The organism is Actinomycetospora sp. TBRC 11914 (genome assembly GCF_012933465.1).
In the GTDB taxonomy this organism is placed as follows: domain Bacteria; phylum Actinomycetota; class Actinomycetes; order Mycobacteriales; family Pseudonocardiaceae; genus Actinomycetospora.
The window spans coordinates 122,993-138,389 of sequence record NZ_JABBND010000010.1 but is presented as its reverse complement, the minus strand read 5'-3'; the positions used below and the strand labels follow the sequence as shown (position 1 = coordinate 138,389).

At 73.9% G+C, this 15,397-nt stretch carries 15 protein-coding genes; 4 read left to right on the top strand and 11 right to left on the bottom strand.

The window, feature by feature from the left end:
• Position 1 precedes the first annotated feature (1 nt).
• The gene (locus HH311_RS16915) at positions 2 to 1,105 is read left to right on the top strand and encodes an LLM class flavin-dependent oxidoreductase (RefSeq protein ID WP_169184845.1); all 1,104 of its coding nucleotides are present in this window, start codon (positions 2 to 4) and stop codon (positions 1,103 to 1,105) included.
• Positions 1,106 to 1,130: 25 nt separating this feature from the next.
• Here the strand turns inward: HH311_RS16915 and HH311_RS16910 are convergent, their stop codons facing one another.
• Genes HH311_RS16910 through HH311_RS16885 form a run of 6 tightly spaced genes read right to left on the bottom strand, consistent with a single transcriptional unit; the run spans position 1,131 to position 6,347 of the window.
• Complete coding sequence (locus HH311_RS16910) at positions 1,131 to 1,922, bottom strand: sulfotransferase (protein WP_169184844.1); 792 nt, start codon at positions 1,920 to 1,922, stop codon at positions 1,131 to 1,133.
• Between the two features lies 1 nt (position 1,923).
• Positions 1,924 to 2,883: a hypothetical protein gene (locus HH311_RS16905; RefSeq protein ID WP_169184843.1), complete on the bottom strand. Its 960-nt coding sequence runs from the start codon at positions 2,881 to 2,883 to the stop codon at positions 1,924 to 1,926.
• Positions 2,880 to 3,539, bottom strand: a complete 660-nt coding sequence (cysC, locus tag HH311_RS16900) for an adenylyl-sulfate kinase (RefSeq protein WP_211190376.1) — start codon at positions 3,537 to 3,539, stop codon at positions 2,880 to 2,882. The genes HH311_RS16905 and cysC overlap by 4 nt, the downstream gene beginning before the upstream one ends.
• A gap of 16 nt (positions 3,540 to 3,555) precedes the next feature.
• A complete protein-coding gene (locus tag HH311_RS16895; protein WP_169184842.1) occupies positions 3,556 to 4,449 on the bottom strand; it encodes an ABC transporter permease in 894 nt (297 codons plus the stop codon).
• Complete coding sequence (locus HH311_RS16890) at positions 4,439 to 5,242, bottom strand: ABC transporter ATP-binding protein (RefSeq protein WP_169184841.1); 804 nt, start codon at positions 5,240 to 5,242, stop codon at positions 4,439 to 4,441. Before HH311_RS16890 ends, HH311_RS16895 begins: the two co-directional genes overlap by 11 nt.
• 22 nt (positions 5,243 to 5,264) lie before the next feature.
• Positions 5,265 to 6,347: an ABC transporter substrate-binding protein gene (locus HH311_RS16885; protein WP_169184840.1), complete on the bottom strand. Its 1,083-nt coding sequence runs from the start codon at positions 6,345 to 6,347 to the stop codon at positions 5,265 to 5,267.
• Positions 6,348 to 6,798: 451 nt separating this feature from the next.
• Between HH311_RS16885 and HH311_RS16880 the strand changes: the two genes are divergently transcribed.
• Entirely contained in the window at positions 6,799 to 7,752 is a 954-nt protein-coding gene (locus tag HH311_RS16880) for a DUF559 domain-containing protein (protein ID WP_169184839.1), read from the top strand.
• On the opposite strand, the gene HH311_RS16875 is transcribed toward HH311_RS16880, so the two are convergent.
• From HH311_RS16875 to HH311_RS16860, 4 genes are all read right to left on the bottom strand, one after another.
• Positions 7,715 to 8,656, bottom strand: coding sequence for an MBL fold metallo-hydrolase (locus HH311_RS16875; RefSeq protein WP_169184838.1), 942 nt, complete (start codon positions 8,654 to 8,656; stop codon positions 7,715 to 7,717). The genes HH311_RS16880 and HH311_RS16875 overlap by 38 nt on opposite strands.
• A 13-nt stretch (positions 8,657 to 8,669) precedes the next feature.
• Positions 8,670 to 9,260 (bottom strand): fumarylacetoacetate hydrolase family protein, encoded by a 591-nt coding sequence (locus tag HH311_RS16870; protein ID WP_169184837.1) that lies wholly within the window; start codon positions 9,258 to 9,260, stop codon positions 8,670 to 8,672.
• A 2-nt stretch (positions 9,261 to 9,262) separates the two neighbouring features.
• Entirely contained in the window at positions 9,263 to 10,354 is a 1,092-nt protein-coding gene (locus HH311_RS16865; RefSeq protein WP_169184836.1) for a hypothetical protein, read from the bottom strand.
• An 82-nt stretch (positions 10,355 to 10,436) separates the two neighbouring features.
• Positions 10,437 to 11,330 (bottom strand): LysR family transcriptional regulator, encoded by an 894-nt coding sequence (locus tag HH311_RS16860; protein ID WP_169184835.1) that lies wholly within the window; start codon positions 11,328 to 11,330, stop codon positions 10,437 to 10,439.
• A gap of 121 nt (positions 11,331 to 11,451) precedes the next feature.
• On the opposite strand from HH311_RS16860, the gene HH311_RS16855 reads away from it, so the two are divergent.
• Complete coding sequence (locus HH311_RS16855; protein WP_169184834.1) at positions 11,452 to 12,297, top strand: polysaccharide deacetylase family protein; 846 nt, start codon at positions 11,452 to 11,454, stop codon at positions 12,295 to 12,297.
• 124 nt (positions 12,298 to 12,421) lie between these two features.
• Here HH311_RS16855 and HH311_RS16850 read toward each other — a convergent pair whose 3' ends face one another.
• On the bottom strand, positions 12,422 to 12,910 hold the full coding sequence (locus HH311_RS16850) for a DoxX family membrane protein (RefSeq protein ID WP_169184833.1): 489 nt from the start codon (positions 12,908 to 12,910) through the stop codon (positions 12,422 to 12,424).
• Between the two features lie 164 nt (positions 12,911 to 13,074).
• On the opposite strand from HH311_RS16850, the gene HH311_RS16845 reads away from it, so the two are divergent.
• Positions 13,075 to 15,288, top strand: coding sequence for an MFS transporter (locus HH311_RS16845; RefSeq protein ID WP_169184832.1), 2,214 nt, complete (start codon positions 13,075 to 13,077; stop codon positions 15,286 to 15,288).
• Positions 15,289 to 15,397: the final 109 nt, after the last annotated feature.

Sequence of the window (15,397 nt, the reverse complement as noted above, 5' to 3'; positions counted from 1 at the left end):
CATGCGCTTCCAGGTCCTCGACATCGTCCCGCACGCCCCGCACCCGGTCACCGGGGAGATCATCAGCGTGCACGAGCGCCTCGAGCGCGTGGTGGCGACGGCGGTGCGGGCCGAGCGGCTCGGGTTCGACTCCTACGCGGTGGGCGAGCGGCACGCCGGCGAGTTCGTGTCCTCGGCCCCGACGGTGCTGCTCGGCGCCCTCGCCCAGGCCACCGACCGCATCCTGCTCTCGACCGGGGTCACGGTGCTGTCGCTGCTCGACCCGGTCCGTGTCGCCGAGGACTACGCGACGGTCGACCAGCTCTCCGGCGGCCGCCTCGAGATCGTCATCGGCAAGGGCAACGAGGACCGCCACTTCGGCATGTTCGGCCTGGAGCTGGGCCGCCAGTACGAGTACCTCACCGAGAACTACGAGCTGCTGCGCCGGTTGCTGCGCGAGACCGACGTCGACTGGACCGGGACGCACCACGCCGACCTGCACGGCGTCACGACCTTCCCGCGGCCCTTCGACGGCCCCTTCCGCATCTGGCACGGCTCGGCGACGTCGACGCACGCCGTGGACCTGGCCGCGCGGTGGGGCGACCCGCTGTTCTCGGCGAACGCGCTGCAGCCGCGCGAGGCCTACCAGGTGCTCATCGACCGCTACCGCGAGAAGCTCGTCGAGCACGGGCACGACCCGGCGGTGGGCTACGTCGGCGCCGGCTCGGGCGGGCTCTTCCTCGCCGACTCGGACGCCGAGGCGATCGCGCAGTACCGGCCGATCTACGAGGCGATGGCGGCCAAGCTCGCCGCCGCGCACGCCGGCGACACCCGCAAGGGCAAGACGATGTCGTTCACGACGATGGAGGACGCCGTCGCGCACGGTCCGGCGCTGGTGGGCACGTCGCAGCGGGTCGCCGAGAAGATCGTCGACTACCACAAGGCCTACCGGCACGACGTCCAGTCGGTGTCGATCAACCCGGTGCTGCCGTGGTCCCAGCAGCAGGAGGTGCTGGAGCGGTTCGCGACCGAGGTGATCCCGGCGGTGCAGCGCGAGGTCACGACGACGCTGTGGGGCCCGGAGGATCCGGGCCGCGCCGGTGCGCTGCGCGCTCGTGAGCACTAAATGCCGGTATAGCGACACTTAGTGCTCACGTGGGCGAAGCCCACCTCCCGAGGGACCACCCCGTCAGCGACTCCAGGCGGGCCACGTCGTCGGCGAACCACGGCAGCGCCGCGGCCCGCTCCTCGGGGGTGGGCCCGCTGGTCCGGCCGTGGACGTCGGAGCGCACGTGGTGACGGGGCACCCCGCCGACCTTCCCCGTCTCCACACCGAGGAAGGCGCAGACCCGGTCCGCCGTCAGGACCGGGGCGTCGCGGAGATCGGCGTAGCGCACTAGCAGCACCTGCTCGCGGGGGAAGAGCGAGAAGAGGTTCTCGACCTGCTCGCCGTAGCGGCCCTGCGCGACGTAGTGCCAGAAGTGCGCCCAGCCCGCGGCCCGGCGCTGCGGCTCGAGGCGGCACGCGGTGAGGAAGTCGGCCTCGGGCTCGAGGCCGGCCTCCCGCAGGTGCGACCAGTTCGAGTGCGCCCGCTCCACCGGGTCGCGCAGGACGGCGACGAGCTTCGCGTCCGGGACGAGGTCCGCGATCCGCTTCTGCGCGTCGGTGTCGTAGAGGTAGAAGACGGTGCCCTCACCGCGCCGGGCGCCGGCCGGGGCCGGATCGAAGAGCGCCTCGTAGTCCGCACGGCGCCACACGTGCTCGCCCCAGGTCTCGACGTCGCCCGGGCCCCCGCCGGAGCTCGGTGGCGGGCCGTCGGTGAGGAAGAACTTGGGCTCCTTGACCTCGGGCAGGAAGAGCTGCGGGTGTCCCTGGAGCGCCCGGTGCAGCGCCGACGTCCCGCACTTGGGCGCGCCGATCAGCAGGAAGTCGGGGAGGGCCATGTCAGGCCGCGTCCACCAGCGGCGAGTCGGTCCGGGCCGCCACCGCCTCGGTCCGCAGCTCGTGGGCCCCGTCGGCGCGGGTCACCTCGTAGTAGAGGCGGTAGCCGCCGCCGGGCAGGGCCACGACGTCGAGGTAGCGCAGCCCGGCCCCGGCGCGCGCCGGCTCGGGCGCCTGGGCGGCCGGCCCGTCGCCCACGATCCGGAAGGTGCCGAACGCCGCGCCGTCGAGAGCGACCCCGGTGCGCTCCTCCCAGTTCTCCGCCGCGCTGGCCCGGCCGTCGTAGGTCGCGACGAGCCGGTCGCCGAGGTCGACCACCGAGCTGACGCGGACGCCGCGAGAGTCCCAGCGGCCCGCCTCGGCGCGCAGCGCGGTGCCCGCCCAGGTCCAGGCCACCCCGTCCGGGCTCGAGTAGTGCTCGGTGGTCATGCGGTCGGTGGCGTCCGGGTCGTCGAGCGGGTGGACCGAGGCCCACAGGTGCCAGATCCCGCCGTGCGACTGCACCACCGGGTCCTTGACGGCCCAGCCACCGGGCCCGGCGTCGCCGGGCAGCACCGTCGTCGACGGGGCGGTGGCGAGTCCCTCGGGGGTGTCGGCCTCGAGCAGCTCGACCCACCAGTGCTTCGTACCCGGCGTCGCGCAGCTGACGTAGAGCCGCCAGCGGCCCTCCGGGGTCACCACGAGCGCCGGCCGCTCGAGCGACTCCGCGGCGAACCGGTCCTTGTCCACGACGGCGACGACGCCGAAGGACACCCCGTCGGTCGACCGGGCTACGACGTTCGCGTAGCCCCGCCCCTCCCCCTCGGGCCGGCGCAGCCGGTAGGCGAGGTGGAAGACGCCGTCGCGGTGGACCGCGCTCGGCGCCCCCGCCCAGGTGCCCGGACGTCCGTCCGGCGGCGGGACGACGACGGTGCCCGAGGCACCGTCGGGCAGCGGCACCCCGTGGGTGTCGACGGCGGTCATGCGTGCTCCGTTCCGGCGTGCTCGTCGGTGCTCGGGCCGTACGCGGCGTGCTGCAGGTCGCGCAGGCCCGTGTGGGGGCGCTCGGTGATCCCACGCGCGACGAGGTGGTCGATGAGCGCCGACACCGACTCGTCCACCGTCTGCTCGTGGGTGGGCAGGACGACGTCGGGGTGCTCGGGCACCTCGTACTCGTCGTCCACCCCGGTCAGCCCGCTGACCTCGCCCGCGCGCTGTCGAGCGTAGAGACCCTTGACGTCGCGCTCGCTGGTGACCTCCAGCGGCGTCGACACGTGCACCTCGACGAACGGCACCCCGTGCCCGACGTGGTCGGCGCGGACCTGCTCGCGGACGTCGGCGTGCGGGGCGATCGAGGCGACCAGCACGATGACGCCGTTGCGGGCGAGGAGGCCGGACACGAACCCGATCCGGCGGATGTTCACCGCCCGGTCCTCGCGGCTGTAGCCGAGGCCCTTGGACAGGTTGGTGCGGATGAGGTCGCCGTCGAGGATCTCCACGCCGCAGCGCACGGTCCGCAGCCGGTCGGCCACCCCCGCGGCGACGGTCGACTTCCCGGCGCTGGGCAGCCCGGTCAGCCAGACCGTGGCACCGCCCGCGCAGGGCACCGACGAGGGGTGGACCTGCATGGTCTCGCTCATGCCGTGTCCTCCCGGGTCACGGTCCGGTCGCCAGGCCGCGGGCACGCAGGATGCGCCGCTCGGCCGGGCGGAACGCGATCAGCTCCACCCCGATGCCGACGATGAGGATGAGCAGGATCGCCGCCATCACCGAGGGCATGTCCGAGAGCGACTGGCCCTGGTTGAGGTAGGCGCCGAGGCCGAAGCCGAGGCTCGGCGAGGTCGCGATGATCTCGGCGGCCATCAGCGAGCGCCACGAGAACGCCCAGCCCTGCTTGAGGCCGGCGAAGAACCCGGGCAGGGCGGCGGGCAGCATGATCAGCCGCGCCGCCTGCGACCGGCTCGCGCCCATCGCGTAGCCGACGCGCGGCAGCAGCGGCGGCACCTGCTCGATCCCCGAGACGAGGCCGTTCGCGATCGAGGGCACCGCGCCCATGAGGACGACGAAGTAGATCGTCCCGTCGGTCAGGCCGAACCACAGCACCGCCGCGGGCACCCACGCCACCGACGGGAGGCTCTGCAGCCCGGTCAGGATCGGCCCGATCGCCGAGCGCACCACCGGCACGGTCGCCACCAGGAGCCCGAGCGGGGTCCCGATGACCAGGGCGAACAGGAAGCCCAGCACGGCACGGCTGATCGAGGTCCAGATGATCGACAGCGCCTGGCCGCTGGCGAACTCGGCGCCGATCGTCCCGAACACCGCCTCCGGCGACGGCAGCTTGAACTCCGGCCAGATCGCCGACGCCCACAGGATCTGCCAGACGACGATGAACAGCACCACCGCGACGATCGGCGGTAGGACGCTCGTCGCGAACCGCCGCCACCACGGCACCCGTCGTTCGGTCGGGGTGTCGAGCGCGTCGAGGCCGCGCCCCACGTCGATCGACTCGTCGCGCTCCTCGGTGAGCACCGCCTGGTCGTCAGCGGCCATGGGCGGAGATCACCTCGCGCAGCTCGCTCGTGATGTGGTCGTGGAGCTCCTCGGCGTCGGTGTCCTCGCCGGTGCCCCACTCCCGCACGACACGACCGGGGCGGCTCGACAGCAGCACGACCCGCTCGGCCAGCCGGACCGACTCCCGCACGTCGTGGGTGACGAACAGGATCGTCGTGCCCGTCGCCTCCCAGACGCGCAGCAGCTCGGCCTGCAGGAAGTCGCGGGTGATCGCGTCGAGCGCCCCGAACGGCTCGTCCATGAGCAGCACGCCCGGCTGCACCTCGGTCGCGCCGGAGCCGGCGGTCCCGGTGGCGGCGGCGAGCGCCCGGGCGAGCGCGACCCGCTGGCGCATGCCGCCCGAGAGCTCGTGGGGCCGCTTGTCGGCCTGGCCCTCGAGGCGGACCAGGCCGAGCAGCTCCTGGGCGCGCTCCTTGCGCCGCTGACGGCCGACCCCGGCGAGGCGCAGCGGCAGCTCGACGTTGCGCCCCGCGGTGAGCCATGGCAGCAGCGCCGCCTCCTGGAACATCACCGCGGGCCGCGCGGTGCCGGCGGCGACGGTCCCGGAGGTCGGCTGGTCCAGCCCGGCGACCAGGTTGAGCAGCGTCGACTTGCCGCACCCCGACGCCCCGAGCAGGCAGACGAACTCCCCCGGGGCGACCGTGAGGTCGACGCCGTCGAGCGCGACGACGGCGTCCGTCCCCGACCCGAACACCTTCGAGACTCCCGCGACCTCGACGGCGGGCGGGCCGGTGCGGGGTGCCCGGTCCCGGCGGTCCAGCGTGGCGGTCATGGTGCAGTCCTCCGAGGGGTGGTCACTTCTGGTCGAGGCCCGCGGCGTCCACCGTGGGCCGTCCGGCCTGCGTCAGCGCCTGGTTGAGCGGGCCCACGTCGATGAGGCCCTTGACGTTCGTCGCCGACTTCGCGGTCCCCGCCGTCACCGCGTCCTGCGCGAGCTGCGGGAAGAGCGCGGCCAGCGGGTCCGGGTTGAGGCTGACGCTGCTCCACGCCCGGTCGAGGACGTTCTGCGGGAGCGGCTTGCTGCCCGAGGCGCCCAGCCCCGCGTTGGCGGCGGCCTTCGCGGCGGCCGGGTTCGACGTCCCGAGGTCCTCGGCGGCGACGAGGCCCTTGAGGAACGCCGCGACGGTGGCCGGGTGGGCCTGGACGAAGTCGGTGCGGGCGATGACGACCGTCGTCGGGAACTGGCCGTTCGGCCACAGCGTCCGCTCGTCGATCAGCTGGGTGGCGCCGGCCTGCAGGACGAACTGCGAGGCGTACGGCTCGGGGAGCCACCCGCCGTCGAGCTGACCGGTCTTGTAGGCGTCGAGCGCGCGGGCGTTGTCGATGTTGACGACCTCGACGGCGCCCGGCCCGGTGCCGATCGGCAGGTTGTTCTCCTTGAGCCACTTCTTGAGCGCGATGTCCTGGGTGTTCGCCAGCTGCGGGGTGGCGATCTTCTTGCCCAGGAGCTGCTGCGGGCTGGTGATCCCGGGCCGCACGACGAGCTGCGCCCCGCCCGAGGTGGCCCCGGAGATGACCCGGATGCCGTCGGGGTTCTGCTTGTAGGCGTTGATCGCCGGGCCGGAGCCGATGAACCCGATGTCGATCGAGTTCCCGAGCAGCGCGGCGGTCTCCTCGGGCCCGGCGTTGAACGTCTCCGTCGTCAGCTTGGTCTGGCCGAGGTTCTGCGCGAACAGCCCGTTCTGCACCCCGATCAGGGCGCCGGCGTGGGTGATGTTCGGGAAGTAGCCGAGACGCAGTTGCTGGGCGGGGCCCTGGTCGGCGACCGGGGTGGAGGACGGCGCCTCCTGCGCGCGGGAGCACCCGGCGGCGAGGGCGAGGGCGGCGACCGCGGCGGCGACGACGGCGAGCGCGCGACGGGAACGGGATCGGGTCACGGGTCGGGGTTCTCCTGGGGCGGCCCCGCTCTGTGGTGGGCGGGGTCGTGGACGGGGGACGTGGTCGTCCGCGGCGCGCGTCGGGGCGGGCGTCGTCGGACGGGGTGACGACGCCGGGCGCGGGCGGGCGTCAGGAGAACAGACAGGCGCAGCTGTACACGCGGCCGAAGTCGACGTGGCGACGGGCCACGAGGCGGACTCCGGCGGTCATGGTCGTCGAGCCTGCCATGTGGGGGCCCGGAGTGCCACGTTCGTGAGCTGGGCGACGCCGGCGTGGGGCGCGGACGGGACGGCGGGTGACCACCGGGTCCGCGGCCGCGCGTCGGGCACCGCCACGATGAAGATCTCGATCCTGGGTGCGACACGCCCAACCGGCGCCACGACTCGCGACCAGGATCGGGATCTTCTTCGTGGGCGGGAGCCGATCGCGACCGGGTGGCGTCGAAGCCGCATGAGGATCGACGAGCGGGCCGCCCGGTTCCGGCGGACACGGCGTGACCAGGACGGGGTGTTCAGCACCGCGCAGGCCCGTGCGGCGGGGTACTCGCGGGCGGCGGTCGCTGCGAAGATCGCGCGTGGCGAGTGGGTGCCCGAGCTGCACGGCGTGCTCCGTGCCGCCGATCATCCGGCCACCCCCCGCACGCGCATCCGCGTCGCGATGCTGTCGCTCGGCGACACCGCGACCCTCACGGGGCGGTCGGCCCTGTACTGGTGGCGGGTGATCGACGTCCCGCCCGACGAGGTGGAGGTCGCGGTCTCCCACGAGCGCCGTCCCCGGCCCCGTCCCGGAGTGCGCCTGGTGCGCCGCGCGGTCCCGATCCCGGACCGGGTCGTCGTCGACGGCGTCGCGGTGGCCGCCAAGCCGGTCGCCGTGCTGGCCGCCGTCGCCGACCTCGACCTCGTCGCCGGCGCGCACCTCCTCGACCGCGTCCTGACGAAGGGCGCGGTCGGCCTCGACGCGCTGCGGGCGGCGCACCTGCGGACGGCCGGCCGACGGGGAACGGGGACCGCCCGCACGCTGCTGGCGCTGGCCGACGGCGGGGCCCGGTCGGAAGCGGAACGGATCGCCCACCGCGAGCTCCGGGAGGCCGGCGTGGGCGGGTGGCTGGCCGACCACGAGGTCCGGCTCCCCGGCTACGGGCTCGCGGTCCTCGACCTGGCCCTCCTCGCGGAGAGGGTGCTCGTCGAGATCGACGGGTGGGCCTACCACCGCGACCTGCGGGCGTTCCTCCGGGACACGGCCCGCCAGAACGCCCTGGTCCTGGAGGGCTGGGTGGTCATCCGGACGACCTGGTACGAGCTCACGCAGAACCCGGACCGGTTCGTGCGCAACGTCGTCGAGGCCCTCGCCGCCCAGCGGAGCGCCGCTACGCGAAGCAGCTCAGCGGGCCGCCGTGGTAGGTGACCATGTCCCCCAGCGCGCCGAACACGTCGATCGACCCGCCCCGCTCCAGCCCGTCCAGCTCGGCGTACGCGCGGTGGAGGTTCCCGACGATGCGCTCGGCGTCGGGCCAGTCGGCGAACCGGCCGAGGTCGGTGTCGCGCGCGGCGTCCAGCGGGCTGACCCCCGCCTCCCGGCCGCGCCGGGCCACGTCGAGCACGAACCGCAGGTAGTCCAGCGTCGCGTCGACCGGCGCCCGGTCGTGGAACACCGGGCCGTGGCCCGGCACCACGGTCTGCGCCCCCAAGGGCAGCAGCACGTTCTCCAGCACCTCCACCGCGCCCGTCACCGAGCCCATCAGCAGGAACGGGGTGCCGCCATGGAAGACCAGGTCGCCGCAGAAGAGCACGGAACGGTCGGGGAACCAGACGATCGAGTCGTTGGTGGTGTGCGCCGGCGTCCCGACGTGGACCACCTCGGCGCGCAGGTCCCCCGCGTGCACCGTGACCCGGTCGGTGAAGGTGAGGAACGGCGGCTCGAGGGGCAGGTCGCCCCACTCCGGGTTGTCCCAGAACGGCAGCTCGCGCGCCGGTCCGAACGCGATGGCCTCGGCCCGCGCCTTCTCGTGCGCGACCACCGTGGCGCCCGCGAACAGGGCGTTGCCGAAGGTGTGGTCGCCGTGGTGGTGGGTGTTCACCAGCGTGCGCACCGGCGCGGCCGACACCGACGCGATCGCGTCCAGGAACGCCCGCGTCCGACGCTCGGTGGAGCACGAGTCGACCGCCGTCACGCCCTGCGGGCCCACGACGAAGCCGGTGTTGTTGATCCACCACGTCCCGTCCGGCTGGACGTAGGCGTGGATGTCCTCCGAGACCTCCTCGAGCCGGGGCGGGCCGGGCTCGGTGATGTCGTCGTGGCGGGCACTCATGACGGGGCCTCCTTCAGCGCAGCGGGATCGGGGCGGGGCCGGGCACGACCCGCGCGTCGATCGCGCCGAGCCCCTCGGCCTCGAGGTGGACGTCGTCGCCGGGCGCGAGCCACGGATAGGCGTCGGCGCCGTGCACCCGGGAGAGCTCGAGCACGCACCCGGTCCCGACGGTGCCCGACCCGACGAGGTCCCCCGGCACCACCCGGGTCCCGCGGGACGCGTAGGCGATCATCTGCCCGAAGGACCAGTACAGGCTGTCGAGCCGGCCCGCGCTGTACGGCCGCCCGTTGACCGACGCCGCCATCGCGGCGGTGGGCACGAGCTCGTCGGGGGTGACCATCCAGGGCCCGCAGCTCGACGCGAAGTCCTTGCCCTTCGCCGGGCCGAGGTTCAGGCGCATCTCGGCGCCCTGCAGGTCACGGGCGCTCCAGTCGCAGAAGAGCACGTAGCCCGCGATGTGACCGACGGCGTCCCCGGGCGACAGGTCCCGGCCCTCGCGCCCGATCACCGCGGCGATCTCGAGCTCGTAGTCCAGCGCCGCCGACCCGGGCGGGACCGCGACGTCGTCGCCCGCGCCGAGCAGCGAGGACGGGTTGGTGCGCATCGCTACCCCACTTCGGCCCGCAGCCGGGCCGCCGCCTCGGTCATCGAGACGAGCTTCGCGCGGGCGAGCGGCCGCGGCAGGCTGAACATCCCGCAGTCGGTGGTCAGGTGCACCCGCTCGGCCGGGACGTGCTCGAGGATCTTCCGCACCCCGGCGACGACCGCGTCCGGCGTCTCCACCACCAGGCGCTTGATGTCGATGCACCCGACGCCGAGGCCCTTGTCGCTCGGGTAGCGCGACCACAGGGCCGCGTCGTCGGACGGGAACCCGGTCTCGGCGAAGGCGTACTCCACCGCGTCGACGTCGAGCTCGTTCGCCACGAGCTCGTGGAACCCGGCGTAGGGCGTGATGCCGATGGGCGCCCCGCTCGCGAGGTGGCAGATGTGGAAGATCCGCAGCGCGTCGACGCCCTCGAGCGCGCGGTTCAGCGTCTCCACCACCAGCGGGTAGTCCTCGGGCGCGTGCAGCGTGAACCCGACGTCGTCGAGCTGGAGCACCTCCACCCCGGCGGCGACCGCGTCGCGGAACTCGGCGTTGTAGGCGTCCGCGAGGTCGCGGTAGAGCGCCTTCCTGTCGCCGTAGTGACGGTCGGTGAGCCAGCCGGCGAGGTTGGCCGGGCCCATGCCGCTGGCGAACTTCACGGTGCGCGGGCTGACCGACCGGGCCGTCGTCCACAGGTCGGCGAGGTGCATGGTGCCCCGCCCCACCGGTCCGTCGACGACGACCTCGCTCCACGTCCCCTCGAACGCGGCGGCGCCCTCGCGGCCCATCCCGGGGATGGCGTGGTTCGGCGCGGGCAGGACCTCGATGCCGTCGAGGTGGTAGCTGGGGTAGAGCAGGAACGAGGAGATGAAGCCCTCGTGGCGGTCGTACCAGAGGTGGCCGTCGGTGGGCAGGTCGAGCCCGGCGTCGATCTGGTCGCCGATCATCGCGCGGACGCCGTCGGCGTAGGCCTCGTGGAAGTCGCCGCGGCGCAGCGCGACGCGGATGTCCTCGGCGCCGAGGTCGAAGGTGTTCCACCGCGGCCGCGGATAGGAGCCCACGGCCGTCGTCGGGAACAGGTGGCCGAAGTGGTCGGACAGCCGTCGCGTCATCGCGGGCCTCCTCGTCGAGGGTTCGTCGAGGACCGACCGTGGCACCGCGCGGCGCCCGGATCAGGTGCCGGATCGGTTGCGATCAGGGGTTGACGACGCCGGGCGGGGTCGCCCCGGCGAGCACGCCCACCGCCTGGCGGAAGGCGACGGCGGCCCGCGAGCGGTCGTCCGCGCGGGTCGCCACCGAGACCTGCGCGGCCTCCCCGGCGAGCGGGACGAACCGCACGTCGGGCCGCGCGAAGAACCGGCGGGCCGGGTCGCCGTGCACGCCGAGCATCCCCGAGGTGGCGACGGCGGCCGGGATCGCGGCCGGGGTGCGCACCACCGGGCTGCGCCGCGAGACGTCCATCGCCGGACCCGCCCACCGGCGCAGACCCGGGTGCCGCCCGACCGGGCGCACCCACGCGAGCCCCTCGAGGTCGGCCGGTTCGAGCCGCGCGGCCTCGGCCAGCGGCGACGACGCGGGCACGACGGCGACCCGCTCGGCCCACAGCAGCGGGTCGAGGCGCAGCCCGTCGACCGGCCCGACGTCGTGCACGACCGCGACGTCGACCTCGCCGTCGCGCACCGCCTCGTACTGCGAGTCCCAGTCCAGCTCGACGTGGACGAGGTCGGCGCCCGGGAGCTGCTCGCCGACGAGGTCGCGCAGCGCGGGCCAGCGCTCCGCCGCCCCGAACCCGAGCACCCCGACCCGCACGACGCCGTCGGAGGCGCCGGCGGGCGCGGCGCGCACCTGCTCGCGCAGCGCGTCGACGCGGGCCAGCACGTCCTGCGCGTGGCGGACCAGGCGGACGCCCTCGGCGGTGGGCCGGACCCGGCGGCTGGTGCGGTCGAAGAGCCGTGTCCCGAGCTCGCGCTCCAGCGCCCGGACGTGCCGGCCGAAGGCCTGCGGCGCGATGTAGTGGCGCTCGGCCGCCCGCCGGAAGTGCCGTTCCTCCGCCAGCGTCACCACGTAGCGGAGCGCCTGGATCTCCATGTCGCGCCCTCCGTGGCCAGCACGGTACGCCGGGAACGGGGGTGGGCGGATCCGCCGGATTCACCCTGTTGCGCCGTGTCGCGGGCACCGTCCGCAGCCGGTCGTCGCCGACGATCACCGCATGGGGCTGCGACGGCGGACCGTGCTGCTGGGGGCCGCGGGTGCCGCCGTGCTGGCCGCCGCGGGGTGCTCGACCGCCGCTCCGGCCGCCCCGGTGAACCCGCCCTCGTCGTCACCACCCCCGCCGACGACGGCGGCCGACCCCGCCGCGCAGGTCCTCGCCCGGATCGCCGACGTCCCCGTCCTGTGCTGGCACCAGCTGCGGGACTGGCGACCCGGCGACTCGGCATCGGCCCGCGCCACGCTCATCTGCCCGCCGGCCGCCTTCCGCACCCAGCTCGACGCCCTGCGCGACGGCGGGTACACGACGATCTCGCCCGACCAGCACCTCGCGCACCTGACGACCGGCGCGCCGCTGCCGCCCAAGCCGGTGCTGCTGACCTTCGACGACTCGCGGGGCAGCCAGATCACCACCGGGGTCCCCGAGCTCGCGCGGCGCGGGATGCACGCGGCGTTCTTCGTCATGACGGTGCCGCTGGGCAAGCCGACGTGGATGTCGCGCGACGACGTCCGGCGCCTGCACGACGCCGGGCACACCGTCGCCGCCCACACCTATGACCACCACCGCGCCGACCGGTACGCCGGCACCGACTGGGACGTCCAGCTGGTCCGGCCCCGCGCCGAGCTGGAGGCGATCACCGGGGCCCCGGTGCGGCACTTCGCCTATCCCTACGGCGACTGGTCGCCCGCCGACTTCGCCCCCCTCGACGCGGCCGGCTACGTCACCGCCTACCAGCTCGCCGAGAAGCCCGTCGACCCGACGCGGCCGGCGCTCACGCTGCGCCGCACCCTCGTCGGGTCGACGTGGGACGGGCCGGCGTTGGTGGCGGCGATGTCCCGCCCCTGACGTCGCCGGGGTGCAAGCGAAGCGTCGTTGCTTGCATCCAGTGGCGGGAAAGCCCCGTCGTCGGCGCACGGTGTGGCAGGAAAGCCCCGTCGTCGGCGCGCGGTGTGGCAGGAAAGCCCCGTCGTCAGGCCAGCGCGCGAGCCCGCGCCGCCACCCCGGCCGACCCCGCCAGCCCGGCGCCGAGCGCGGCGAGCGCGACCCCGGCCCCCGAGCGCTCGGTGCCCAGCGCGTGGTCCAGCGACAGGTCGCCGGGCCCCTCGGCCGCCACCGCGAGGGCGGCCGCCGTCAGGACCGCGTTGTACTCCCAGCCGCCCTTGGTCACCCACGGGCCGTTGGCCTTGTGCACGTGGAACACGGCCGAGCCCATCGCCCCGGTGATCATCGTCGCGGCCAGCGGGGTGGCCAGCCCGGCCGCGAGGAGCGCCCCGCCGCCGGCCTCGGACAGGCCCGCCGCGACGGCGTTGTCGCGCCCCGGCTTGAGGCCCATGCCCTCGAAGCCCTGCGCGGTGCCCTCGATGCCGCCACCGCCGAACCACCCGGCCAGCTTCTGCATGCCGTGGCCGAAGAACAGCAGCCCGACCACCAGCCGCAGCACCAGCATCCCGATCTTCACGAGGGCTCCCGTCCCGTGCTCGAACAGTTGTCTCGTCAACCTAACCCTCGGTCGAGAGGTGCGCGCCGCGGGGAGTCGGACGAGGGTCACATGTGCCTGGGTCCCAGATAGGTGCACACTACAATCGTTCTGCTCGTTGCTCTCACTAACGAATCGGACGGCCCATGACGACGACGGCGACCGCCTCCGCGCCCGTCTCGCGCGCCCACCCGGACCACCCCGGGTACAAGTGGCTCGCCCTGTCGAACACCACGCTCGGCGTGCTGATGGCGACGATGAACTCCTCCATCGTCCTGATCTCGCTCCCCGCGATCTTCCGCGGCATCGGCATCAACCCGCTGCAGGCCGGCAACATCAGCTACCTGCTGTGGATGATCATGGGCTACATGCTGGTCACCGCGGTGCTGGTGGTCACGCTGGGCCGCTTCGGCGACATGTACGGCCGCGCGAAGATCTACAACGCCGGCTTCGCGGTCTTCTCGGTCGCCTCGATCGCGCTCGCGCTCGACCCCTTCTCCGGGGGCGGCGGGGCGCTGTGGCTGATCCTCATCCGCGTCGTGCAGGGCATCGGCGGCGCCATGCTCATGGCGAACTCCACCGCGATCCTCACCGACGCCTTCCCGGCCGAGCGCCGCGGCTTCGCGATCGGCACCAACTCGGTGGCCGCGATCGGCGGGTCGTTCATCGGTCTGCTCGTCGGCGGCGTGCTCTCCGAGGTCGACTGGCGTCTCGTGTTCTGGGTGAGCGTCCCGTTCGGCGTCATCGGCACCGTCTGGGCCTACAAGACGCTGCGCGACCCGGCCGGCCGTCGCGCCCACAAGATCGACTGGTGGGGCAACCTCACCTTCGGGGTCGGGCTGATCCTGCTGCTCGTCGGCGTCATCTACGCCATCCAGCCCTACGGGAACCACGCCGAGGGCTGGACGAGCCCGTTCGTCCTGTCCTGCCTCATCGCGGGCGTCGTCGTCCTCGTGATCTTCTGCTTCGTGGAGACGCGCGTCTCCCAGCCGATGTTCAACCTGAAGCTGTTCCGGATCCGGGCGTTCACGTCGGGCCTGGTCGCCACGCTGATGAGCGCGCTCTCCCGCGGCGGCCTGCAGTTCATGCTGATCATCTGGCTGCAGGGCATCTGGCTGCCGCTGCACGGCTACGAGTACGAGCAGACCCCGCTCTGGTCGGCGATCTACATGCTGCCGCTGACCATCGGCTTCCTGGTCTCGGCGCCGATCTCCGGCGTGCTCTCCGACCGGTTCGGCGCGCGCCTGTTCGCCACCGGCGGGCTCGTCATCGTCGCGCTGACCTTCGTCGGGCTGCTCCTGGTGCCGACCGACTTCAACTACTGGGTCTTCGCGGTCATCCTCTTCGTCAACGGCGTCGGCTCGGGCCTGTTCATCTCCCCGAACATGACCGGGATCATGAACTCGCTGCCGGCCGACCAGCGCGGGGCCGGCAGCGGCATGATGTCGACGCTGCAGAACTCGGGCATGGCGCTCTCGATCGGCATCTTCTTCTCGATGCTCATCGCAGGCCTCGCCTCGTCGATGCCCACGGCGCTGTTCTCCGGGCTGACCGCCCAGAACGTGCCCGCGAACATCGCGCACGAGGTGGCCAACCTGCCCCCGGTCGGGACGCTGTTCGCGGCGTTCCTGGGCTACAACCCGATGCAGGAGGTCCTCGGCCCGCAGGTGCTCGGCTCGCTGCCGCCGGGGAACGCCGCGACGCTGATCGGCAAGCAGTTCTTCCCGAACCTCGTCACCGGGGCCTTCCACGACGGGCTCGTCGTCGTGTTCGCGGTCGCCATCGGGGTCTGCCTCATCGGCGCCATCGCCTCGCTCTTCCGCGGCGGCAAGTACGTCCACCAGGACGTCCCGGCACAGGCCCGCGTCGAGCCCGCCGAGGGCGACCCGGCCGGCCCGGCGCTCCCGGCGCCGACCGTCGGGCACCTGGACCAGCACGGGGCACCGTCGGGACCCGCGCCCGCCGTGACGGGCACCGGCAACGGGAACGGCAACGGCCACGGCAACGGCCACGGCAACGGCCACGGAGTCCCGACGCGGCCGGCGGCTCCGGTCAGTGCCGGCCCGGCCGGTGAGCCCGGCGGGACGGTCACGGGTCGGGTGACCGCGACCGACGGGAGCCCGGTGGGCGCCACGCTCACCGCGACCGACCCGAGCGGGCGCCAGCTCGGGCGGGCCCGCACCGACTCCGAGGGCTCGTTCACGCTGCGGGCCCGACCGGGGGCGGCGCTGCTCATCTGCTCCGCACCCGGGTACCGGCCGCGGGCCGAGTCGGTGACGATCGGCGCCGGCGGCGTGCGCCACGACGTCGTGCTCGAGCCGTCGGGCCGGCCCGCGCGCACCCCGGTCGCCGGGAGCTGACCGCCCCGTCGACCCCACATGATCACCAGCCCTGGGTGGCGGCCACGAGCTCCTCCCGACGACCACCCAGGTCTGTTGATCATGGAGCCCGACGATCACGGGGACGCCA